This window comes from Lacimicrobium alkaliphilum (assembly GCF_001466725.1).
Taxonomy (GTDB): Bacteria; Pseudomonadota; Gammaproteobacteria; order Enterobacterales; family Alteromonadaceae; genus Lacimicrobium; species Lacimicrobium alkaliphilum_B.
In genome coordinates, this window is the sequence record NZ_CP013650.1 from 1289637 (window position 1) to 1313964 (window position 24328).

Genomic DNA, 24328 nt, shown 5'->3' on the forward strand with positions numbered 1-24328 from the left:
TGTGAAGTAATTGCAAAAAGGCCAGCAGGAGATTAATCCTCACCAGTAAAATCAAGGGGTTCAGCGTGCTGTGTAGTAACAATAACTTTACATTACCGCGCAGCAGGACAATCTAATCTGCAAAATGTTCCCTACAGAGTTTCTGATCTGTATTGACCCTGCGTCAGGCCTGTGTATATTATCAGCGTAGAGGTTCACTACCTCTTTAAATAAGAAGCCGCATAAGCGGTAAACAATAATCACTAAAAAAATGTGTCACTCACATTTTAGTGGTCCAGGGAGACAAAACATGTATACAAGATCCAGATTAGCTGGAGCGGTGCGTACAGCACTGACTCTGGGTGCTGCTACTGCAGCTTTCACACCTGTAGCGATGGCTCAGCAAGAAGGCGCGGAATCAGTAGAGAAAATTTCAATTACGGGCTCACGTATCCAACGTGTCAACATGGTTAGCGCCAGCCCCATCACAGAAATCACTGCTGCCGATATCGCCATCACAGGTATGACCCGTGTGGAAGATATCCTCAACGATATGCCTGCGTTGTTCGCAGCTCAGACCGGTAACGTAGCCAATGGTTCAACAGGTACAGCAACGCTGAACCTGCGTAACCTCGGCTCTACCCGTACTCTGGTGCTGGTTAACGGCCGTCGTCTGCCTTCAGGTTCACCGGGTGCCGGTGGTATTGCACCGGATGTAAACCAGATCCCCGCTTCTTTGATTGAGCGTATCGAAGTACTGACCGGTGGTGCATCTGCTACTTACGGTTCTGATGCGGTAGCCGGTGTGGTTAACTTCATCCTTAAAGATGATTTCGAAGGCTTTAACTTCGATTACCAGCACAGCTTCTATCAGCACAAGAATGACAATGGTGAGATTCAGGACCTGGTGAACAGCTATGGTTTCGATCTGCCAACCAGTCATGTCCGTGACGGTCACTCTAATGACTTCTCCTTTATGGTTGGTGCCAATACCGCCGATGGTCGTGGTAATGTGACCATGTACGGTACTTTCCGTGATATCAAAGCCCTGACTCAGTCAGAGCGTGATTTCAGTGCCTGTGCGCTGGGCGGAACCTCTGCCGATTTCAGCTGTGGTGGTTCAAGTACTGTACCATGGGGCCGTATCACTGACTTCGCTACCTTTGATTATCAGGTAGAAGGCGATCAGTTTGTACCGTTCCAGGATCTGTATAACTATGGTCCTCTGAACTACTACCAGCGCCCGGATGAGCGTAAGACTATGGGTGCCATTGGTAAGTATGAAATCAATGAGCATGCCGAAGTTTATGCAGAACTGAGCTACATGGATGACCGCAGTGTTTCTCAGATCGCGCCTTCCGGTGCCTTCTTTGTTACTGACAGAATCTTCTGTGGTAACCCCTTCCTGTCTGCTCAGCAGGTTGACCTGCTGTGTACTCAACGTGGTCTGTCTACCGATGAATACAGTGAAGGCACTTATATTGGTCGTCGTAACGTAGAAGGTGGTCCTCGTCAGGATGACCTGCGTCATACCTCAATGCGCGGTGTGCTCGGTGTACGTGGTATTATCGATGATAACTGGTCTTACGATGTGTTCGCTAACCATGGCTCAGTAGCGATGGTGGAAACATACCGTAATGAACTGTCCAGCACTAACATTGCCCGAGCTCTGGATGTACTGGCAGATGAAGATGGCAACCCGGTTTGTCGTTCAGTGGTCGAAGGCTATGACACGGCTTGTGTGCCCTGGAACGTATTTGAAGCTGGCGGGGTAACCCAGGAAGCGCTGGATTATCTGATCAAGCCGCTGTTCGCCCGTGGTGATACCTACACCACTCAGGTCAGTGGTTATGTGACTGGCGATCTGACCGAAGCTGGCGTGATGGTACCAGGTACTTCTACCGGTGTAGGCGTGGTACTGGGTGCGGAATACCGCCGTGAAGCACTTAAGTTTGAACCTGATACAGGCTTCACCTCAGGTGATGGTGCCGGTCAGGGTGGCCCGACTCTGGGTGTTGAAGGTAGCTTCAGCGTAACTGAAGTCTTCGGTGAGCTGGATATTCCATTACTCGAAGCCAAGCCTTTCGCCGAAGAGCTGACTCTGGAACTGGCGTTCCGTCACTCTGATTACTCCACTGACAAAACCACCAATACTTACAAATACGCACTGGATTGGGGCATTAACGAAGATATTCGTTTCCGCGCCAGCTTCCAGCGTGCGGTACGTGCCGGTAATATCCGTGACCTGTTCCGTGCCCAGGGTATTGGTCTGTTTAATATGAGCATTGACCCTTGTGGTATTGGTGGCAGCCTGAGCCTTGAGCAGTGCCTGCGCACAGGTCTGACTGCAGATCAGTATCAGACTCCTGCGCTGGAGAGCCCGGCTGGTCAGTATAACTTTATTGGCGGTGGTAACCCTGGCCTGGATCCGGAAGTATCTGATACTTTCTCTTTCGGCTTCGCACTCTCGCCCAGCGCATTGCCCGGCTTTAACATGAATGTCGACTACTTCGATATCGAAGTGGAAGAAGCCATCAGCAATATTCCGCCGGCAACCATTCTGAATCTCTGTGGTACCACAGGTGATTCCCGTTACTGTGACCTGATCAATCGTGGTCCTAACGGTAACCTGTGGGTAGGCAGTGCCAATGTTGTAGCCACTGATATCAATATCGGCTTCCTGGCCACCTCTGGTGTGGATATCGAAGCCACTTATGACTTCGATATCGGCGATATGGGCGGCATTAAACTGGCTATGGTTGGTACCTGGTTAGATAACCTTGAAAATCAGCCTCTGCCTGGTGCACCTATTGATGATTGCGTAGGTCAGTGGGATCGTTCAGTCTGTGGTCAGCCTACACCTGAATGGCGCCACAACCTGCGTGCATCTTGGAACACGCCCTGGGATGCGACTCTGACAGCCACCTGGCGTTACCTGGGCTCTGCTGATGAGTATCAGGGGCCTGGTGAAGCAGTTGGTCCTGATAACCTTGGCTCAGAAAGCTACCTGGATCTGGCCGGTACCTGGCAGGCCACTGAAAACGTATCTTTCCGCCTTGGTGTAAACAACCTGCTGGATAAAGAGCCACCTCTTATCCCTAACTCACCAACGGGTTCCGGTAACGGTAACACCTTCCCTGGCTTCTATGATGCTCTGGGACGCTATGTATTCGCTGGTGTAAGTCTGACTTACTAAGCGTTAATACCAGCCAAATATAAGCGGCCTCTTAGGAGGCCGCTTTTTTTTGCTCGTCTAGTCCCTGAGACTCACCGCGCTTCGCGGGCCAGCTAAAGCTGTCCTAAAACTCTCCTGAAGTTTTAGTGTGCATATAAAATTGCAGCACTTGGTATTATGATATTGTTCAGGAAACACTGAGGTAGTATCTGAAGATGCCGGTGGAAAATGAGATAAAGAATATTGTCAGCTTATGTCAGCAGGCAAAGTGGCAGTCGGCTCTCGATTTATGTCAGCGGAGTCTGCATCGCGCTGAAGACTCACATAAACATTACTTTAGTGAACTTTTAGCCGAAATTTATATGGCAATGGGGTTGTTTAAAGAAGCTGAAACTCAGTTGCTTAATCTTACAACTGATTTCCCCCATAGACTGGATTATGTGCAACAGTTAGCTGATTTATATGCCCACCAGCGCGAAACTGACAAAGGTGTTCATCAGTATCAACGCTTTTTGCGACACAACCCTGATAATGCTAATGCCCATTTTAACCTGGCTCTGTTGTATAAAAAGCAAATGCAATTTGATAAAGCTGAGGCTGCGTATCAAAAAGCGTTGGCGTTAAATATTGAGCAGCCTGAAGAGGTGCATACCAATCTTGCTGTGATGTACTCAGAGCGTCGACGGGAACACGAAGCTGAGGCAAGCCTGAGACAAGCATTAAAAATTAACCCCGACTATGTTCCGGCTTTATTTAACCTGGCAACATTGTTTGAAGAATTCGGCATTAAGGAGCAGGCGACGGGGCTGTATCAACAGATACTTCAACACCAGCCTGACAACGTTGAGGTGATGGCCCGTCTTGTTCAGAGCGAAATAATCACACCGGAAAAAAAGGGGGTCTTAGAAAATCTGGAATCAGTGCTGAAGCATAATCCGGCACTGACTCAACTGCACAAAGAAGCCGGCTATTTTGCTCTTGGTAAAGGCCATGATGATCTTGCTGAGTTTGACATTGCTTTTACCTTTTACAACAAAGCAAACCAACTGTGCAGCAAGAGATTGCCACCCTATAATGCCGGGCAAATAGAGAATCAGGTGCAAGAAACCATAGGCACATTTGATTCTGGTTGGGTCCAAAAGAGTCAGACATCCAGTGATTTTGCACCGGTTTTTATTTGTGGCATGTTTCGCTCGGGCACAACCTTGCTGGAGCAGATACTGTCTGCCCACCCCAGAATTACCAGTGGTGGTGAACTGGGGCTGCTAAAACACTGTATTGAACGACTTGTTTCAGATGATTTTACGGATGGCTCGCCCTCTGCAACAAATATACAGGCGTTGAGTGAGCAGTATCAAAATGGGCTTGGGCAATTATTTGCCAAAGCAGAAATCGTGACCGACAAAAGGCCTGATAATTTCTGGCATCTTGGATTGGTGCGGGCGGCTTTTCCCAAAGCAAAAATAATTTGTACTGACAGACACCCTTTAGACATATGTCTATCTGTCTATTTCCAGCATCTGGGTAATGAACTGTCGTACAGTGCCAGTCTCAACAACACAGCACACTACTATACTCAGTATAAAAAGTTGTTGCGTCACTGGATAAGCCTGATGCCTGAAAATGTGTATTGTGTTGATTATCAACAGCTGGTTATGAATCCGGAAAAAACGATACGAATGGTACTGGAATTCTGTGAGTTACCCTGGTCAGACGACTGTATGCAGTTTCATCAATCCAAAGCTGTGGTGAAAACGGCAAGCATATGGCAGGTCAGACAACCGCTATACCAGAGCTCGCTGGATAGGTGGTGTCACTATAAGAAGCATTTTCAACAGGCGAGAGAAATCCTGGCGGAAGAACTGGAGAAGGTCAGTTCCGACAGCTCTGAATACGACTAGCGCATCACTGTAAAGTTGATGTGCACTTAAAGTCACCGACAGTGTCTTAATCCTGTAACCTTACGCTTCACCGTACTAAGCGTCTACTTATCGCCTTTGGCATTAGCTGATTGATACCGGGGATTAATGAATTGTAAATGAGCCGCCGGGTAACCTTGACAATTTTGTCTGTTCCGTGTGAACATTCGAGGTTCGAGCCTTTGAGTGATCGCACTCCTGTAGGCTTCTTACCAAAAGCAGAACCGTTTTTAACGCCCCTCACGAAGGCTAGACCAAGCCTTGGGTGAGGATTCAAGATAAAAAAATTGGTTGGGAACTATGTCCAAAATGAGCAAGAGAAATCTGATTGCTTCTGCCGTTATCGGCGCATTCGCGCTAGGTGGCAGCCAAGTTGTCTCTGCAGAACCGCTTAATGATTTGCATAAAGAAGAAGCAAAAATCCATTCGGCTGCAGCGCAATCCCAAAAGAAAATTAACAGCATTTACGAGCAAACTCAGGAATTACTGGCTGAGTACCGTGCTGTTGTCGATGAAACCGAAAACCTCAAGGTGTATAACGATCACCTGGCTCGCCTTGTTGCCGACCAGGAAGCTGGTATTGCCTCATTGCAGCGTCAGATCGACGGCATAGAGGGTGTCAAGCGCGGCGTTGTGCCTTTGATGTATCGCATGATTGACTCACTTGAGCAGTTCATTGAGCTGGATGTGCCGATCAACTACGACGAGCGTATGGATCGTGTCGCTCATTTGCGTGATCTGATGGGTAGATCCAATGTCACCACTTCTGAGCAGTTCCGTCAGGTACTGGAAGCCTATCAGATTGAGAACGAGTACGGTTCACGTATCCGTGCCTATCAGGGTGAGCTGGAGCATAACGGTCAGACCATCTCTGCAGATTTCTTCAATCTGGGCCGCACGGCGTTACTGGCGTTGTCCCTGGATCAGAAAAATGCCTGGGTATGGAATAACGACAGCCGTTCATGGGAGCAGCTGGGTGATGAGTACCTGAGTTCAGTGGTTAAAGCCGTTCGTATGGCCCGTAAACTGGTGCCTACTGATATGATTAAATTGCCAATTAAAGCTGCGGAGTAATTCAGAATGAAAACATTATTCAAATCTGTGCTACTTACGGCGGCAATGGCTGTAAGTGTTGCACCAGTTCAGGCTGCCACGTCCTTGGACCAGCTGCTTGAAGAAGTAAAGAAAAACCGCGTGTCTGAAGCACGTATTAACGCCCAGCGTGAGGCCGAGTTTAATGCGGCCCGGGCCGATAAGCAGGCCCTGTTGCGTAAAGCCCAGGCTGAACTCAAGGCGGAACAGGACCGCGGCGATCGCCTGACCAAGCAATATGCCGACAACGAAGTGCGTCTGGCTGAAAAAGAGCAGGAGCTGGATACAGCTACCGGTACGCTTGGTGAGATGTTTGGTGTGGTGCGTCAGGCTTCCGGTGAAGCTTATGGACGTATTTCCTCTTCCATCGTCAGTGCCGAGTATCCCGGCCGTGGGGCTTTCCTTGAAGAAATGTCTTCAGAAGCCAAAGGTCTGCCTAATATCGAAGAGCTCGAAGAGCTGTGGATTGCACTGCAGACTGAAATGACTGAGTCCGGCAAGGTATCCCGCTTCGAAACAGAAGTGGTCAGCCTCGATGGTGGTTCAAGCCGTCAGGAAGTGGTTCGTGTGGGCACCTTTAACCTGATCGGTGAAGAAGGCTATTTGCTGTATAACTCTGAGAATGCACAGGTACAACCTCTTGGTCGTCAGCCTGATAGCTATATGGTTGATGCTGCAGAAGACTTTAAAGGTGCCACATCTGGTATTGCACCTTTCTACGTAGATCCTTCTCAGGGCGCAATTCTTGGTCTGTTAACAGCCAAAGCAACTCTGTCTGAGCGTTATCATGCTGGTGGTTTGCCTGGTTATGTGATCACAGGTCTGTTTATTCTTGGCCTGCTGATTGCGCTGTACAAGATTGTTACGCTGACGGTGACGAGCGGTAAGATTCGTTCTCAGCTTAACAACATCAGCAATCCTTCCTCTTCAAACCCGCTGGGTCGTATCCTGCAGGTTTACAATGAGAACAAAGGTGTTGACGTAGAGAACCTTGAACTGAAACTGGACGAAGCCATTTTGCGTGAACTGCCGAAGATTGAATCTGGTGTCAACATCATCAAGATTCTGGCGGCCATTGCGCCATTGTTGGGTCTGTTGGGTACGGTTATCGGTATGATTGCCACCTTCCAGCAAATCACTCTGTTTGGTACCGGTGATCCGAAGATCATGGCCGGCAGTATCTCAATGGCATTGGTAACCACTGCTCAGGGTATTATTGCAGCCTTGCCTCTGATTCTGTTGCACAGCATCGTAGCGGGTCGCAGTAAGTCAATTATGCATACCCTTGATGAGCAGGCAGCGGGTATCGTTGCTGCCCACGCTGAGGCGGAGAAAGCTTAATATGTTATACCTGATAGAACTCTGGGAATCTGTCAGGGATTTTATCGCTACCGGCGGTGACGTGCTTTATATCGTCGCTGCCGCGCTCTTCCTCATGTGGTTATTGATGATTGAGCGCTATTGGTATGTGTCCTCAGTTTTCCCCAAAGTGATGAAACAGATCATCAATGACTGGGAAAGCCGCAAGGACACAACATCCTGGTACGCGCATAGAATCCGTGAAGCATGGATTTCACAAGCATCAGACAAGCTCAGTGAGAGATTGTTGTTGATTAAAACCTTAGTGGCTATATGTCCTCTTATAGGATTGTTGGGTACAGTGACGGGCATGATTTCAGTCTTCGAAGTTATGTCTGTGCAAGGGACGGGGAATCCTCGTCTTATGGCCGGCGGTATCTCTATGGCGACTATTCCAACGATGGCCGGAATGGTAGCGGCCCTTTCGGGGGTGTTTTTCAGTTCCCGTCTGGAAGCGAAGGTTAAAATTTCCAAAGAGAGATTGGTCGACAGCTTGCCTCATCATTAAAGAGAGAATTATATGGCTCGTAAACAACGTACCGAAGAAGAAGACGCGACTATTGATATGACACCGATGCTCGACATCGTGTTTATCATGCTGATCTTCTTCATCGTCACGACCTCTTTTATAAAAGAGGCGGGTATAGAAGTAAATAAACCTCAGTCTGATCAGGCGAGCAGACAAAAAGCCGCCAACATCTTTATCGCCATAACCGAAGGTGGTGATGTATGGATGGACAAGCGTCAGATTGATGTTGAACGGGTCCGTGCAAACTTAGAGCGATTGTTGGCAGAACAACCTACAGATGTGGTAGTTGTTCAGGCCGATATGGAGTCTAATCACGGAGTAGTGGTAGAAGTAATGGATCAGATCAAAGCCGCTGGCATTGATCGGATATCTATAGCAGCAAAGGAAAATTAATATGCTTCGTCTAATAGTTTCAATACTAATAGGTGCGGCCATTACCTTTGCCTTGTTTGTGTTGATGGCCAAACTTATTGCTAATTCATCCAGACCTGTTGATGAGGCGCCTCCCGCTCCTGTTATCGACATCGTCATGAATGAGCCTGATCAATCAACGCAGACCCGTTCAAGGGTGCCGCCACCACCGCCACCGCCACCCCAGCAGCCGCCTAAAATGGAGCCGCAGGAACCGGATTCAGCTGAACCCGATGCTAATATGGCATTTAACATGCCTGGTGTGGATGTAGGCGGAGCGTCAGTTGATATCGGTGATCCAGGGTCATTGATGCGTGACGGTGAAGCAACGCCTATCGTCAGGATAGAGCCTAAGTATCCGATTGAAGCGGCCAGAGATGGCAAGGAAGGTTGGGTAAGGTTGTCATTCACTATAAATGAAGTGGGTGGCGTTGAAGATATCCAGGTTATCGATGCAGAGCCTAAGCGTATTTTTGACAGAGAAGCCAGAAGGGCGCTGAGTCGCTGGAAGTATAAGCCGCAGATTGTCGATGGCAAGCCAGTTAAGCAGTACGACATGAAGGTTCAACTGGACTTTAAATTGGAGCAATCGTAATGAAATTAACGAAAAATCCAATCACTAAGGTGTTAGCGGTAACCATGCTGGCCTTTGGCGGTTACTCCTCAGGGGTAATGGCGCAGAGCACACCCGCAGTTGTCTGTCCCGATCATGAGACGCCTTCATCGAAGGTTCCGAGTCAGCGAGTCGGCAGGAAAATTCAGGATGCGTTCGAGGCCTACAGTAATGATTTGGTCGATGAAGCCATTTCGATACTGCTGGATATCGACACCTCTGATGAGTTTGACCGGGCCTATACAGATCGCTTTGTTGGCAACCTGTTGGCGGCCAAAGAAGGTGAAGCAAAAAGGGCACTGACTTATCTCGAGGGAGCGGCGAAGAAGAAACTGCTGAATGATACTGAGCATGCCGCTACGTTGAAGCTGGTCGCCGATTTGAATCTGCAGGAACAGAATTATGCCACTGCCGTTGAGTGGTATAAAAAATGGCAGGATTTCACCTGTAAGGAAGATCCCGATGTGTATGTTCGTATGGCTCAGGCTTATTATGAACTGAAACAACTGGATAAGATTATTGAGCCGGCCAACAAAGCCATTGCTTTGTATGACAAGCCCAATAAAAACCCTTATGTGCTGAAAATGACTTCTTACTATGAACGTAAGATGTATCCGCAGACCATTGAGGTGGCTGAAGAGTTGGTGCGGATGTTTCCGGACACACCTCAGTGGTGGACGCAGCTTGGTTTCTTCTACATGTTGGTAGAAGATTACAAGAAGGCATTGTCTACCTTTGAGATGGCGCTCAACCAGGGTTATCTGAAGAAGAAGTCAGAGATCAATGCACTGGCTCAGCTTTATGCGACTAATGAGATCCCTTACAAGTCAGCAGTACTTCAGGTGAAGTATTTAAAAGAAGGGTTGCTGGAAAGGGATGCAGGCAGATTGGCGAGTATCGCTAATGTGTGGCATCAGGCTAAGGAGATCAGAAAAGCTGCTGATTACTATGGACAGGCTGCTGCTCTAAGTAATGATGCCGATCATTTTCGTCGTCAGGGTACTTTGCTGTTGGCTGCAGAACAATACAGTCAGGCCATTTCAGCATTGCAGAAGGCTGTGGAGCTGACACCTGAAGATGAGTCGGGTAATCTGTATATGGCTATAATGGAAGCGTATTTTTATCAGGGTAAGTTTAAGGACGCACATAAGTATGTGCAGCTTGCCAAGAAAGATAAGAATACCGCCCGCAGTGCCAGAAGCTGGGAGCCTTATATTAAGGACAAAGCTAAGAATCGTGGTATCAACATTTAAAAAAAGCCCTCCGGGGCTTTTTTTTTGCTCGTCTCATCTCATCCCTGAGATTCACCCGCATAGCGGGGTAAGCTAAAGCTGTCCTAAGATTCTCCCGGAATTTTAGTGTCAAGGGATGGACAATGTCGGGACTGTCGGGAATCTCTTTGTCTGGGGATGCCTTGTATCAGCAAAATACAGCGATAAATGAAATATTTTTCCGGGCACCTTGGTCTATGCTATTGGTAGTGCCAATTGGCCTATATATAAAATTGTAAAACAGGAAGATAAAGATGAAACAGATCAAGAAAACAGGTATTGCAACAGCTCTGGGCGCAGTCGTTATTGGTTCTTTAAGTCATGTGGCTGTGGCCAGTGAGGCCGGCAATTTTGGTATGCAGACACTGGAATCTGGCTATATGCAATTTGCGGAAGGCAAAGACAGCGAAGGGAAATGTGGTGGCGATAAAGCCAACAAAGAAGGTAAGTGCGGCGAAGGGAAATGCGGCGGTGATAAAGCCAAAAAAGAAGGCAAGTGCGGTGAAGGGAAATGCGGCGGCGATAAAGCCCATAAAGAAGGCAAGTGCGGTGAAGGGAAATGCGGCGGCGATAAAGCCCATAAAGAAGGCAAATGTGGCGAAGGGAAATGTGGCGGCGATAAAGCCCGCAAAGAAGGCAAGTGTGGTGAAGGGAAATGCGGCGGCGACAAAGCCAAGAAAGAAGGCAAGTGCGGCGGCATGAAGTAAAATAGCACAGGCAGTTCCGAAAAGGCCGGTGTTTGCCGGCCTTTTTAATAGGCCGGGCTATATCCAACAACCTCTGGTTGTAAATCGGGACTTTAGTCTGAAAGCTGTGTAAAAAAGGTGCTGGATAAACAGGACAAATGAGTAATCTAAGTTTTTAGACAGACCCGTCTATAGAAGATCAATGGAGGTAGTATGACCAAGGCACAGAATCTTGTCGGCCTGGGATTACGTCGTGAAATGCTGGATGAACTGGCAGATTCTCTACCCGAGCAGGTGGACTTCTGGGAAATTGCTCCTGAAAACTGGATCCCTCTGGGTGGTGGTTACGGGCGCAAACTCAGAGCGCTGACTTCAAAACGGCCTTTTAAGACCCACGGGCTCTCTCTTTCTATTGGCAGCCCTGATCCGCTGGATACAGAATTTGTTAAAACCGTAAAAGCCTTTCTCGACTTACATGGTATAGAGGATTACAGCGAGCATTTAAGTTATTGCTCTGCAGATGGTCATCTTTACGATCTTATGCCCATTCCCTTTACGGAAGAGGCTGTTAAGTATGTGGCGGAGCGGGTCAGGCAGGTTCAGGATATTATTGAGCGACCTTTGATTCTGGAAAATGTGTCTTATTATGCAGCGCCGGGTCAGGAATTGTCAGAGCAGGAGTTTACCCTGGCGGTATTGCAGGAAGCCGACTGTAAACTGCTGTTAGACGTCAATAATATCTATGTTAATTCCGTTAATCATGGATACGATGCCGAGAGCTTTCTCAAAGCCATGCCCACAGAGCGGATTGCTTATGCGCATATCGCGGGCCATTATAACGAAGCAGAAGACCTGATCGTCGATACCCATGGTGCCGATGTTATTGAACCAGTTTGGGAGCTGCTGGATAGAGCCTATGCCTGTCATGGTGTATTTCCTACCTTGTTGGAGCGGGATTTTAATATTCCGCCGATGCAGGTCTTACTGCAGGAAGTCAACAGAATCCATGCGCTGCAGGACAAGCATCTGCCAGCACTGGGTAAGAGGGCCTGATGCACAAGTTTCACCAGTTACAGCAGCAATTTGCGCAGCACCTGAAGAATCCCGGGTTTTGTCCGGCGCCATCAGACATAGAAAGCCGCAGGCTTTCGATCTACAGGGATTTGTTTTTCAACAATATTCTCGGGTTTCTCGGTAATGGTTTTCCGGTATTGCAGTCATTGTATGATGAAAAAGTCTGGCGGCAGCTTTGCCGGCAGTTCTATCATCAGCATCATTGTCGTTCCCCTTATTTTGTGGATATCAGTAAAGAGTTTGTAGAGTTTCTGGCCAACGAATATCAGCCTTTGCCATCTGATCCCTCCTTTTTAGCTGAACTGGCTCATTATGAATGGGTCGAACTGGCAATCAGTATCAACAAAGACATCCCCTCCGGTGAATACTGGGACGGCGAGCAGGACTACAGCAGTATTCAGATGTCTGAACTGGCCTGGTTGCTGAGCTACCAGTTTCCGGTACACAAGATTTGCCCGGAGTTTCAGCCACAGCAGGCAAGTGGTCCATACTTTTTTGTTGTTTGCAGGGATAAAGATGATGAAGTCTGCTTTACCGGCATCGATCAGGTGAACGCCTTTATGCTTAACCATATTGAGCAACAGGGGCCCATTGAGTTAGATAGTTTATTTAGTGCAATGGAACAGGCGATGCCCCAGTTCCCCTCTGACCAGTTACAGGAGCAGGCTAAAAAAGCACTGGATGCATTTATGCAAAAACAGGTGCTGTTGCTCCCTCAGAATTAAAGGGTAACAGGAGTTACGCCTATGAATTCAACTTGCTTTGGATTAAAATTTGCCGCTGTTGTTAATCAGGGTAAAGCGTCATGCATCAAGATAATGAATTCAAAGATCCCTTCAATATGAAATACCTGCTGGCTGCGCTGGTTGTGCTGCTGGCCTTGCCTTTATTGCATGTTATTCTTGCCTGGGGTGTTTACTATTTTTAACCGGTTGCGTGAAATGGCGAAGGGGCAAGGCTGATGAGTGCAGAATATATCAAGTCTGTGATTACTACTGTGCCGGATTACCCTAAGCCCGGCGTCCAGTTTCGTGACGTGACTTCGGTTATGCAGGATAAAAAGGCGTTTGCCAGTTGTATTGATTTACTCGCAGAACATTACCAGTCCCATCAGTTTGATAAGATAGCAGGTACCGAGGCAAGAGGTTTTATCTTTGGTGCGCCACTGGCTAAAGCGCTGGGGGCCGGTTTTGTGCCGGTGCGCAAGTTTAACAAACTACCCAGAGCTGTGATTCAGCAAAGCTATGAACTGGAATACGGAACCGATGTGCTGGAGTTGCATCAGGATGCTATAGGTCGGGGCGAACGGATACTGCTACTGGATGATTTACTGGCAACCGGCGGAACTATGCTGGCGACCGCTCGTCTGGTGCGCCAGTTAGGTGGTATCGTCGATCACGCGGCTTTTGTGATCAATCTGCCTGACCTTGGTGGCGCGGCGAAACTGTCTGAGCAGAATATCAGTTGTCATTTTTTGTGTGAGTTCGAGGGAGATTAACAGACTCTATGAGTTATCAGGTTCTTGCACGTAAATGGCGCCCGGCAAACTTTGCGCAACTGGTTGGACAGGAGCATGTGGTCAGTGCCATCTCTAATGCGCTGGACAATGATCGTCTTCATCACGCCTATTTGTTTACCGGTACCCGTGGGGTTGGTAAGACCACCATTGCGCGGATTTTTTCCAAGAGCCTTAACTGTGAACAGGGACTGGGTGCGACTCCTTGTGGTCAGTGTTCAACCTGTCAGGAAATCGATTCCGGTAGCTTTGTTGATTTACTCGAGATCGATGCGGCTTCGCGCACCAAGGTAGAAGATACCCGCGAGCTGCTGGATAATGTGCAGTACCGGCCGACCCGGGGGCGCTTCAAGGTTTATCTGATCGATGAAGTACATATGCTCTCCAAGCACAGCTTCAATGCGCTGTTAAAGACTCTGGAAGAGCCTCCACCTCATGTAAAATTTCTGCTGGCCACGACGGATCCACAAAAACTGCCGGTTACCATATTATCCCGCTGTCTGCAGTTTAATCTCAAAGCCCTTTCCAGAGAGCAGATCTCCAAGCAACTGAAGCATATCCTTTCGCAGGAGAGCATCCAGTCAGACATCGAAGCGCTGGCTCAGATTGCCCGGGCTGCTAACGGAAGTATGCGTGATGCGCTGAGCCTTACTGACCAGGCTATTGCTCAGGGCAATGGTCAGGTGTCGGTGCGGGTAGTGGTCGATATGCTCGGCCTGATGGATAAAAATCAGGTCCTGAAATTATTGCACTCAGTCATAAAAGGCGAATCTGAAAAGGTGCTGGAGCAGGTTGAAACGCTGTCGTTCCAGGCCCCCGATTACGCCCAGTTACTGGCGGAAATATTAAGCCTGCTGCATCAGATTGCTCTCACTCAGCTGGTGCCGGATAGCTGCAAGCTTGAGACGGTGACCGCGCGGGCTATCTACCAGTTGGCCAAAAGCCTGGATCCGGAACAGGTTCAGTTGCTCTACCAGATTGCCTTACAGGGGCGCAAGGATTTGCCTTTTGCCGCCGATGGCCGTGCCGGCCTGGAAATGACCCTGTTAAGAATGCTGGCATTTGCGCCATCGGCGCAAAAAAAAACACTGGCCGAATTTGATGCCCTGACAGCGAGCCAGGCCATCTCACCGGAACAACAACAAGATATTGATTCAAAAGAAGATTTAAACCAACTGGAAGAACAGCAACAGCAGATCTGGCAACAGGCCGATAAATTACACCAACCCGTTATTGACGCCGGGGCACAAAGCCCTGATGCTGTATTGCCAGAGCCAGAGCCAGAGCCAGAGCCAGAGCCAGAGCCAGAGCCAGAGCCAGAGCCAGAGCCAGAGCCAGAGCCAGAGCCAGAGCCAGAGCCAGAGCCAGAGCCAGTTTTAAGCCGGACAGAACAGATTCTGGCATTAAAAAAGAAATTACGCAGCGAAACGCAGCAGCAAGACTCTGCTGCAAAAACGCAGCAGAAAACAGCCTTTAAAATACCGGTTAAAGAGCCAAAGTCACCGCAGCCCGGGATCGCAGACAGAGCGCCTGAGGTTGAGCAGCCAGGTCAATCAACTGTGGCATCGGATCTGTTTGCAAATCAGCAAAGTGAGATTGCGGCTAAACAGCCTGATCGTCAGCAGCCTGATGGCAGTGCGCAGCCCGATGATAACTCCCCGCCGCCCTGGGACGATGATGCCGTTGCCCAACTGGCTGAAGAACCTGCGACTGAGGGCAGATTTATTGATACCTCCGAGGCTGTGGAAAGCGTATCTGCGGAGCCTCAAATCAGTTCCCTGCAGGTTGAAAATCAGCCAGAGCAAAATACTCCGTCGCCACTGCAGGCAACAGAGCCGACAGCGTCTGATGTCGGGGGGCATTCAGTGGCCGCTCCTGCTGAGGCCGGGCAGCAGGCCAAAATGACTTCCGGGCCAGACTTTGCCGGGCCACAAAACGATGCCGGGCAGTTGCAGGGTGTACAGGAAACAGAAGCCATACTGGCTGAATATCAGCAGGAAGAAGAAGCCGTACTGCAGGTTGATATGGACATTCCGGTATTTGTGGGAGAGCAGGAAAAGGTTCTGCACGCTTCACAAATTGACAGCTGGAGCCAAATGATTGAGAAAATGCCTGTCAGCGGGCTGATCAAGCAACTTGCCCTGCATAGCCGTTGTAATATCTCCGGCAATCAGGTCAGCCTGCACTTACAACAAAGTAAACAACATTTGTACACAGAGTCGGCACAACAGCAACTGGCGGCAGCATTGGAACAGGTGTTGGGGCATGCTGTCGAAATGAAGGTCGAGTTGGGGCAGCCAGTGAATACGCCTTTTGCCCTGGGTGTCGCGATCAAAAAGGTGCGTCAGCAGTTTGCCGAGCAGACCATTGAGACCGATGAAGCGGTGTCGCTGTTAAAGAATGAATTTGGTGCGTCATTGGTGGCGCAAAGTATTAAACCACGATAAGCACGCGTGCTTGTATTGAAAATGAGGTAATTATGTTTAAAGGTGGAATGGGTAATATCATGAAGCAGGCGCAGCAGATGCAGGAGCGCATGCAGCAGGCCCAGCAGGAGCTGGCTGATTTAGAAGTCACCGGTGAAGCCGGTGCCGGATTGGTTAAGATCACCATGACCTGCAATCACAATGTCCGCAAGGTCGAGATTGATCAGAGTCTGATGGAAGATGATAAAGACATGATCGAAGATTTGGTGGCCGCTGCCACTAATGATGCAGTGCGCAGGATACAGGAAACCACCAAGGAAAAAATGTCTTCTGTAACCGGCGGTATGCCACTGCCTCCGGGTATGAAAATGCCCTTCTAGTTTGACTGATAATCACCCTTTTGTCCTGGCGCACTGGTTTTGCCCGTGCGCCTGTAATCTTTTTCCGGCCGGTCAGATTAGCCCATGAAGTTCAGTCCAATACTCAGTGAATTAATTAACAGTCTTAAGTGTTTGCCAGGTGTTGGCCAGAAAACGGCACAGCGCATGGCATTTCAGATGCTCGAACGCAACCGGGAAGGGGCGCTGGCCTTGTCTGATGCTCTGAGAAATGCCATGGAGCACGTAAAGCATTGCTCTCAGTGTCGTACCTTTACGGAGTCTGAGCTCTGTGATATTTGCGCCAGTCCTATTCGCCAGCAGGCCGGTGTTCTGTGCGTGGTGGAAAGTCCGCAGGATGTGATGGCTGTAGAACAAACCAGTGAGTTTAAGGGCCTGTATTTTGTATTGATGGGGCATTTATCTCCTATCGACGGAATTGGTCCTGCAGAGATTGGTCTCGACAGCCTGGCACAGATGCTGGACAGTAACCCCGTTGAAGAAGTGATTCTGGCCACTAACCCCACTGTAGAAGGTGAGGCCACGGCCCATTATATTGCTCAGATGTGCCGCTCCCGCGAGATTAAAGCCAGCCGCATAGCCCATGGCGTGCCGGTGGGTGGTGAGCTGGAATATCTGGATGGCTCAACCCTGACCCATGCTTTTTCGGGCCGCAGAGTGCTGTAATTTATCTCCCGGCCATTGATTTTCTGTACTTAATCCCTATCTCCTGAGTTGAATCATTTTTTGCACCTGCAGCATCCGCGCAGGTATTAACTGAACCAGGAGAGCTGAGTTTATGGCCGAAACAGCCCATAAAGAAACCCATGGCTTTCAGACTGAAGTAAAACAGTTACTTCAGTTGATGATCCATTCCCTTTATTCGAATAAAGAAATTTTCCTGCGTGAGCTGGTCTCTAATGCCGCCGACGCCTCTGACAAATTGCGCTTTAAAGCGCTCTCCGATGACAGCCTGTATGAGAATGATGGCGATTTACGGGTGCGCCTGTCAGTGGATAAAGATGCGGGTACCCTGACCATTTCTGATAATGGTATCGGTATGACCCGGGATGAAGTGATTGAACATCTGGGTACTATCGCTAAATCGGGAACCGCTGAGTTTTTCAGTAAACTTTCCGGCGATCAGGCCCGGGATTCTCAGTTGATTGGCCAGTTCGGTGTCGGTTTTTACTCTGCCTTTATTGTTGCAGATAAGGTTACCGTGCGCACCCGGGCAGCGGGTGAAAGCGCTGATCGTGGTGTGGAATGGCAAAGCGAAGGAGAGGGCAGCTTTACCGTTGCTGATATCGATAAAGCCGGGCGTGGTACCGATGTAATTCTGCATCTGAAAGAGGATGAAAAGGAATTCCTCGATGACTGGCGCCTGCGTTCTATTATCGGTAAGTACTCTGACCATATCAGTGTCGCGGTGCAGATGTATAAAGAAGAAGTACCTGAGCGCGATGGCCCTGATGGTGAGAAAATTCCCGCTGAGCCTGCTCACTGGGAAACCATCAACAAGGCCACTGCGCTGTGGACCAGAGATAAATCAGAGGTTACTGACGAGGAATACAAGGAGTTTTACAAACATATCTCTCATGATTTTGGCGACCCGCTGCTGTGGTCTCACAATAAAGTTGAAGGTAAGACGGAATACACCAGTTTGCTGTATGTGCCGGCCAAAGCGCCCTTCGATATGTGGAACCGTGAGCAGAAGCATGGTCTGAAGCTCTATGTGCAAAGGGTGTTTATCATGGATGACGCCGAGCAATTTATGCCCACCTATCTGCGCTTTGTTAAAGGGGTGCTGGACTCCAATGATTTACCGCTGAATGTGTCCCGTGAGATCCTGCAGGACAATCGTATTTCCCAGGCCATGCGTCAGGGCTGTACCAAAAAAGTGTTGCAGATGCTGGAGCGCATGGCCAAAAACGAACCTGAGCAGTATCAGTCGTTCTGGAAAGAGTTTGGTAATGTGCTCAAAGAAGGGCCGGCAGAAGATTTCAGCAATAAAGAGAAAATTGCCGGCTTACTGCGTTTTGCTTCTACCCAGCAAGACAGCGATGCCGAAACCGTATCCTTGGATGACTATATCGAGCGGATGAAGGAAGGTCAGAATAAGATCTACTTCATTACCGCCGATAGTTATGCGGCCGCCAAAACCAGCCCCCATCTGGAGATCTTCCGTAAAAAAGGTATCGAAGTACTGCTTATGTCTGAGCGGATTGACGAGTGGCTGATGTCACATCTGACTGAGTATAAGGAAAAAGCCTTCCAGTCCATCACCAAGGGCGATCTGGACCTGGGCGATCTGGATGATGAAGAGAGTAAAAAGGCTCAGGAGCAGGCTGAGAAAGAAGTCGAAGGACTGACTGAGAGGGTCAAGAAAGCGCTCGGTGATAAAGTCAAAGAGGTTAAACTCAGTCACCGTCTGATTGACTCCCCAGCCTGTGTGGTGGCTGATGATCAGGGTATGAGTACGCAGATGGTTAAACTGATGCAGGCGGCAGGACAGCCGGTGCCTGAGGTGAGCTATCACTTTGAAGTCAATCCTGAGCATGCGCTGATAAAAACCCTGGCTAATATTCAGGATGAAGACAGATTTGCACAGCTGACCGATATTCTGTTTGACCAGGCTTCGCTGACCGAGCAGGGCAGCATGAAAGATCCTGCCAGTTATGTGAACAAGGTCAACCAGTTACTGGTGAGCCTGGTAAAGTAAAGTTTGAGTAAAGATAAACAAACGGGCCTTCTGGCCCGTTTGTTGTCTCTAAGGCTGAAAATTCTCACACTATGGTCGGATATGCACCTTATTGGTGCCTTTTCGTCTTGTCAGTTCAGGGCTTAATGTGTAAAGTCCGTGTTTGTTTAATATTCATCTAATTGTCACAGACCAGTAAGAGGACCAGGTATGCGCATTATTTTGCTTGGCGCGCCCGGCGCGGGAAAGGGTACCCAGGCCCAGTTTTTAATGGGTAAATTCGGGATCCCACAGATATCCACCGGGGATATGTTAAGAGCAGCGATAAAGGCGGGCACAGAACTGGGCCTGGAAGCGAAGAAGATCATGGACGAAGGTAAACTCGTCTCTGATGAGTTGATAATTGGTCTGGTAAAAGAGCGTATTGCTCAGCCAGATTGTGAGAATGGATTCTTACTCGACGGGTTCCCCCGGACTATTCCTCAGGCCGATGCCATGCAGGAGCAGGGGATCAAAGTGGATCATGTTATCGAGTTTGATGTGGCAGACGATGTGATTGTTTCGCGTATGGCAGGTCGTCGCGTACACCCTGCTTCGGGGCGCGTCTATCATATTGAGCACAATCCGCCCAAAGTAGAGGGTAAAGACGATATTACCGGTGAAGATCTGGTGGTGCGCCCTGATGATCAGGAAGACACGGTACGTAAACGCCTGGCTATCTACCATGAGCAAACCAAGCCGCTGGTCGATTATTACCGGCAGCAGGCTGAAAAAGGCAACTGTGAATATCATAAAATTGATGGTACCAAGCCGGTAGAGCAGGTTAGTGAAGAGTTGGGTAACTTACTCGACTGAATCTCCTGTAATGACAGGTTTTAACGAATAAGATCAACGCCGGTACTGGGTAACCACTACCGGCGTTTTGTTTTTAAAGCTATCAGCTCTCAGTTTTCAGACACCACCGTCATCCTGATAGCGATCAGGGACTGTTTAAGCCCGGTGTGTAACGAAAGATATAATTAAGATCTCGCAGAGTCGCAGGGCCGCAGAGGATTCAAAAGTGGGATAACTGATCTTCCTGCGCCTTAGCGCCTCTGCGAGAGAAATAATCTGTTCATGCTTTTCATGTGGTTGGTGGTTTAAAAGCCTTTCACTACGAAAGGCACGAAAAGACACAAAAAAAACCACAGGCACCGTCATCCTGATGGCAATCCGGATCTGTTTAAGCCCGGTGTGTAACGAAAGATATAATTAAGATCTCGCAGAGTCGCAGGGCCGCAGAGGATTCAAAAGTGAGATAACTAATCTCCCTGCGCCAGCGCCTTTGCGAGCGAAATAACCTTTTATAGAAGGAGATACAGATGGAAGGGGTATATCAGGCAGGTTCTGAACAGCATCCGGCCGTTGTCATGTTGCACAGCTCCATGAGCAGCGCCCGTCAGTGGCGGGCTTTGGTTGCGCAACTTGAGCCTGATTACCGGGTGGTTAATCTGGATCTCTATGGCTATGGTGAGGGCCCCGGCGTAGAGGACGCCAGCACCTTTAGCCTGGCAACAGAAGCCAGGCGGGTGATGCAGGTTCTGGATGAGCTGGAGGCAGAGCAATTTCACCTGCTCGGCCATTCCTATGGTGGTGCTCTGGCCTTGAAACTGGCTTTGGAGCAAAATCATCGGGTGACATCCCTGATGTTATTCGAGCCGGTAGCCTTTCATTTACTCAGCGAGGATGAGCCTGGATATCAGGAGGTCAGGAGACTGGCCTCTGGTATGCAGGATGCTAAGCCAGGGCAAGCTGCTGCCGCTTTTGTGGATTACTGGAATGGTACAGGTTACTTTGCCGGTCTGCCTGAGCCAATGCAGGCACTATTCGCGCAACAGGTGGATAAGGTCCGGCTGGACTTTCAGGCGTTGTTGGGAGAACCATACGTGCCTGAGGATTATGCCAAAATCAAACAGCCGGCGCTGCTGATGACGGGTAAACATAGTCGTCAATCGGCTCATGCCGTCGCCGCCATTATTGGTCACCAACTCCCCAGGTTAACTGCCAGGCCTGTGCCAGGTGGGCATATGGCGCCGATCAGTCATAGTGAGTTGGTCAATGAACAGATTCTGACATTTCTGGACAACATTGCCTGACCTGGCCAAAAAGCACTTGTATATTTGCATTGCCTGTGACAATGTTAACGGGTTGTTAATTTTTGGAACTGTATTTTGTCCTCGATACGTCAACATGTGCTCTGTTCCTCTTTGCACCACAATAGCACTGACTATCATTTGTCAGAGTGGTTTGACGAATAGCTTTATCCCTCCCTTTTTGACGGTCTGAGTCTTCTTCCCGCTTACATTTGTGTAACGCTGTGCAGAGTTGTGTCTGAGCCAGTCATCTGTGGCCGTTTTACCGGCCAATCTTAAGCCGATCCTATCGGTACCCTTGTGACATAAAAATAAATCAGGAGCTTTGTGATGAAGCCTATGTTGAAGATAGCTGCGCTGCTTGCAGCCGCTTATGGTTCTCAGGCTCAGGCCTGCATTACCGCAGAATCAGAAAATAATGACAGTGAAGCCAACGCCAATGGCCCGCCATGCGCTGCCACCACAGTGCAGGGCACAATAGATAGCCGACAGGATGTGGACTGGTATCAGTTCAGCCTCGCCGGGTCAGGGGATATCAATATCAGTCTTAGTCATGATAATAACGATGATTTTGACTGGGAGCTGTATGAGGTTTCAGGGCCAGCCGTAGCCAGCGGTGCCACCAGCGCTAACCCGGAAACAGGCAGCTACGCCGCTGGTGCCGGGGAGCACTTTATAAAAATTACCCGTTACAGTGGCACTGGCGGTTATCAGCTGAATGTTGAATTCCCCGATGGTTCCGCGGGAACACCTGTCTGTGGTGACTATGGCCCGCGCCCGGCTAAACCTCAGGCACTGACCGCGACGCTGGTGGGTAATGGGGACGACAGCTGTCCGGTTCTGCCAGATGATGGCGCGGTATTGTTGATGGGTGGTGGCACTGATGTGGATGATGCCTTTAGTTTGCGGGTTAAGCCACATATTGATGGTGGTGATATTGTCGTGCTCAGAACCACAGGTACCGATGCTTACAACGACTACCTCGCTGGTCTGACCGATGCCGACTCAGTAGAAACGCTAATCGTAGATAGCCGGACACTGGCAGATTCAGACTATGTGAAATGGGCCATAGAGTCTGCTGAGTTTGTCTGGATTTCAGGAGGGGATCAGTCTGATTATCTGAATCAGTGGGCCGATACCAAAGTTCAGGATGCCATCGATGGGGTCTATCAGCGTGGTGGTGTGATCGGAGGTACTTCGGCAGGCAATGCAGTACAAAGTGAATATGTTTATGATCCTGATGGTGTGTCTGGGGCGGTGAGTGATGAAGTGGTGACCGACTTTTGTCATAGCACCATCAATGTCACGACACCTTTCTTATCGACGCCGGTTATGCAAGATACTATTACCGACACCCATTTTTATGAGCGCGACAGAATGGGCCGGATGGCAGTATTTCTTGCTCATATCGGTATGGGGAAGCGGGCCATCGGCGTATCAGAGGCCACCTCCATGTTTGTTACGGCAGATGGCAATGGCATTGTTGACGGTCAGTATGAAGCCTATGTGCTGGAAACTGACGCACAAACCAGCTTTACCCAAACCCAGTGTGGTCAGCCGGTAGTACTGCAGGACTTGCTTCGTTATCGTTTACTGAGTGGGGACAGCTTTAACCTGATTACCGGGCAGAGTAATGTGTTGCCAATGCGAATGGATATTAATGGTAGCAGCAGTAGTTTCTATGTTCCCTCCAACCCATATTAATTAGCGTTTCAGGGAAGCTTTAGCTGGCCTGCGAAGCGGGAGCTCTCGCAGTATGAGGTCAGAAAAGAAAAACGGGCGATTGTATCGCCCGTTTGTTTTTCAGGGAAACATGTTCTAGCTTATGAGTTTTCGATCAGCTGGCTGCCAATTTCGATTTTCCTGGGCTTCTTGGACTCAGGAATAACCCTTTCAAGGTCAATATGCAGCAGGCCATTTTTCAGATCCGCAGCCAGTACCTTGACATGATCACCAAGCTGGAATTTACGCTCGAAGCTGCGCTCAGAAATGCCTTTGTGCAGGAATTTACGCTCCTGATCTTTTTCCTGAGCAGCCTTGTTACCGGTAACATGCAGGGTGTTTTCTTCAACCTGAATTTCCAGTTCAGATTCATCAAATCCGGCTACGGCCATAGTGATTCGGTATTTATCCTCACCCAGTAACTCAACATTATATGGTGGGTAGGAGGGTTGTTTTTCATTACGTGATGCAGCATCGATCATTGATGCAAGGTGGTCAAAACCGATAAAAGAACGGTAAAGTGGAGAGAGATCTATATTGCGCATAATCATATCCTCGTAAGCAATATGGTTTCGGGCAGTTGCCCTGTTGTGCCCCGAACATTCGGCGGCGGTTTGTGTCGACCCTTTCGCCATCGACAATTCCTATATAGGGTTGATGGCTCGGGTTTCAACTCTCAGCAATAAATTTTTTGGAAAAAAGATGAACAACAATGATGATCAGGCTGTGCTGGAATTCTGGTTTGGTGAAATTAGCGGTGAACTCGCTACCCGGGATAAACAGAAAATGTGGTACGCCTCTTCAGCACAAACCGATGAGACTATTCGCCAGCAGTTTGGCGGATTGCTGCAACAGGCCGACGAAGGAGAGCTGGAGCACTGGGCCTATAAGCCACGTGGGCGTCTGGCGCTGATCCTGCTTTTTGATCAGTTCAGTCGCAATATCTATCGCGGTAAGCCCGAAGCTTTTGCGTTTGATAACAAAGCCCTGGCCCTGTGCGAGCAGGGGCTGGCCTGTGGGCAGGATAAACAGCTTAATCTGGTTGAGCGGTTATTTTTTTATCATCCGCTGGAACATGCAGAAGATTTGCAGGCACAGCAGCAATCGGTGTCGCTGTTCGCGCAGTTGATGAATGAGTATCCTGATGGCCCGCAATATCAGGCCGCCAGTAGCGCACACCGTTATGCCGTGGAACACAGTGATATCATTCAGCGGTTTGGTCGTTTCCCGCATCGTAATAAAGTACTGGGACGCCGTTGCACCGATGAGGAGCTGGCTTATTTAGACCAGGGTGGCAAACGCTTTGGTCAGTAACGTGTTAAAATAGCCCATAAACGCAGCGCCCA

The 24328-nt window shown here is 49.1% G+C and carries 22 protein-coding genes; 21 read left to right on the top strand and 1 reads right to left on the bottom strand.

The features are described 5' to 3' along the window. Positions 1-289: 289 nt before the first annotated feature. The 20 genes from AT746_RS05860 to AT746_RS05950 all read left to right on the top strand — a co-directional run bounded on the left by AT746_RS05860 (position 290) and on the right by AT746_RS05950 (position 22964). Complete coding sequence (locus AT746_RS05860) at positions 290-3175, top strand: TonB-dependent receptor plug domain-containing protein (RefSeq protein WP_062477749.1); 2886 nt, start codon at positions 290-292, stop codon at positions 3173-3175. A gap of 200 nt (positions 3176-3375) precedes the next feature. Then, entirely contained in the window at positions 3376-5055 is a 1680-nt protein-coding gene (locus tag AT746_RS05865) for a tetratricopeptide repeat-containing sulfotransferase family protein (RefSeq protein WP_197414333.1), read from the top strand. Positions 5056-5382: 327 nt separating this feature from the next. Then, on the top strand, positions 5383-6147 hold the full coding sequence (locus AT746_RS05870) for a DUF3450 domain-containing protein (RefSeq protein WP_062483999.1): 765 nt from the start codon (positions 5383-5385) through the stop codon (positions 6145-6147). Positions 6148-6153: 6 nt separating this feature from the next. Further along, positions 6154-7506, top strand: coding sequence for a MotA/TolQ/ExbB proton channel family protein (locus AT746_RS05875; protein ID WP_062477755.1), 1353 nt, complete (start codon positions 6154-6156; stop codon positions 7504-7506). A 1-nt stretch (position 7507) separates the two neighbouring features. Then, on the top strand, positions 7508-8032 hold the full coding sequence (locus AT746_RS05880) for a MotA/TolQ/ExbB proton channel family protein (protein WP_062477759.1): 525 nt from the start codon (positions 7508-7510) through the stop codon (positions 8030-8032). A gap of 12 nt (positions 8033-8044) precedes the next feature. Then, positions 8045-8446, top strand: coding sequence for an ExbD/TolR family protein (locus tag AT746_RS05885; RefSeq protein ID WP_062477762.1), 402 nt, complete (start codon positions 8045-8047; stop codon positions 8444-8446). Position 8447: 1 nt separating this feature from the next. After that, positions 8448-9059: an energy transducer TonB gene (locus AT746_RS05890; protein WP_062477765.1), complete on the top strand. Its 612-nt coding sequence runs from the start codon at positions 8448-8450 to the stop codon at positions 9057-9059. After that, positions 9059-10330 carry a tetratricopeptide repeat protein gene (locus AT746_RS05895; RefSeq protein ID WP_420480306.1) on the top strand — a complete coding sequence of 424 codons (1272 nt, stop codon included), beginning with the start codon at positions 9059-9061 and terminating at the stop codon, positions 10328-10330. Before AT746_RS05890 ends, AT746_RS05895 begins: the two co-directional genes overlap by 1 nt. Before the next feature lie 272 nt (positions 10331-10602). Further along, positions 10603-11055 carry a hypothetical protein gene (locus AT746_RS05900; protein ID WP_062477768.1) on the top strand — a complete coding sequence of 151 codons (453 nt, stop codon included), beginning with the start codon at positions 10603-10605 and terminating at the stop codon, positions 11053-11055. A 192-nt stretch (positions 11056-11247) separates the two neighbouring features. Further along, complete coding sequence (locus AT746_RS05905) at positions 11248-12087, top strand: DUF692 domain-containing protein (protein ID WP_062477770.1); 840 nt, start codon at positions 11248-11250, stop codon at positions 12085-12087. Next, positions 12087-12833 carry a DNA-binding domain-containing protein gene (locus tag AT746_RS05910; RefSeq protein ID WP_062477772.1) on the top strand — a complete coding sequence of 249 codons (747 nt, stop codon included), beginning with the start codon at positions 12087-12089 and terminating at the stop codon, positions 12831-12833. The genes AT746_RS05905 and AT746_RS05910 overlap by 1 nt, the downstream gene beginning before the upstream one ends. Before the next feature lie 80 nt (positions 12834-12913). Continuing rightward, on the top strand, positions 12914-13036 hold the full coding sequence (locus AT746_RS20165; protein WP_257721080.1) for a hypothetical protein: 123 nt from the start codon (positions 12914-12916) through the stop codon (positions 13034-13036). A gap of 33 nt (positions 13037-13069) precedes the next feature. Beyond that, entirely contained in the window at positions 13070-13606 is a 537-nt protein-coding gene (gene apt, locus AT746_RS05915; RefSeq protein ID WP_062477773.1) for an adenine phosphoribosyltransferase, read from the top strand. Between the two features lie 8 nt (positions 13607-13614). Then, positions 13615-16071, top strand: coding sequence for a DNA polymerase III subunit gamma/tau (gene dnaX, locus AT746_RS05920; RefSeq protein WP_062477775.1), 2457 nt, complete (start codon positions 13615-13617; stop codon positions 16069-16071). Between the two features lie 32 nt (positions 16072-16103). Then, complete coding sequence (locus tag AT746_RS05925; RefSeq protein WP_062477777.1) at positions 16104-16430, top strand: YbaB/EbfC family nucleoid-associated protein; 327 nt, start codon at positions 16104-16106, stop codon at positions 16428-16430. 84 nt (positions 16431-16514) lie between these two features. After that, positions 16515-17114, top strand: a complete 600-nt coding sequence (recR, locus tag AT746_RS05930) for a recombination mediator RecR (RefSeq protein ID WP_062477780.1) — start codon at positions 16515-16517, stop codon at positions 17112-17114. 112 nt (positions 17115-17226) lie between these two features. Then, the gene (htpG, locus tag AT746_RS05935) at positions 17227-19149 is read left to right on the top strand and encodes a molecular chaperone HtpG (protein WP_062477783.1); all 1923 of its coding nucleotides are present in this window, start codon (positions 17227-17229) and stop codon (positions 19147-19149) included. Positions 19150-19338: 189 nt separating this feature from the next. Continuing rightward, complete coding sequence (gene adk, locus AT746_RS05940; RefSeq protein WP_062477786.1) at positions 19339-19983, top strand: adenylate kinase; 645 nt, start codon at positions 19339-19341, stop codon at positions 19981-19983. A gap of 506 nt (positions 19984-20489) precedes the next feature. Then, positions 20490-21263: an alpha/beta fold hydrolase gene (locus AT746_RS05945; protein WP_062477788.1), complete on the top strand. Its 774-nt coding sequence runs from the start codon at positions 20490-20492 to the stop codon at positions 21261-21263. Positions 21264-21590: 327 nt separating this feature from the next. Beyond that, positions 21591-22964 carry a Type 1 glutamine amidotransferase-like domain-containing protein gene (locus tag AT746_RS05950; RefSeq protein ID WP_062477791.1) on the top strand — a complete coding sequence of 458 codons (1374 nt, stop codon included), beginning with the start codon at positions 21591-21593 and terminating at the stop codon, positions 22962-22964. Positions 22965-23083: 119 nt separating this feature from the next. Here the strand turns inward: AT746_RS05950 and AT746_RS05955 are convergent, their stop codons facing one another. Further along, positions 23084-23527, bottom strand: a complete 444-nt coding sequence (locus AT746_RS05955; protein ID WP_062477795.1) for an Hsp20 family protein — start codon at positions 23525-23527, stop codon at positions 23084-23086. 157 nt (positions 23528-23684) lie between these two features. Here AT746_RS05955 and AT746_RS05960 point away from each other — a divergent pair, with 157 nt between their 5' ends. Beyond that, entirely contained in the window at positions 23685-24296 is a 612-nt protein-coding gene (locus tag AT746_RS05960) for a DUF924 family protein (protein WP_062477798.1), read from the top strand. Positions 24297-24328 lie beyond the last annotated feature (32 nt).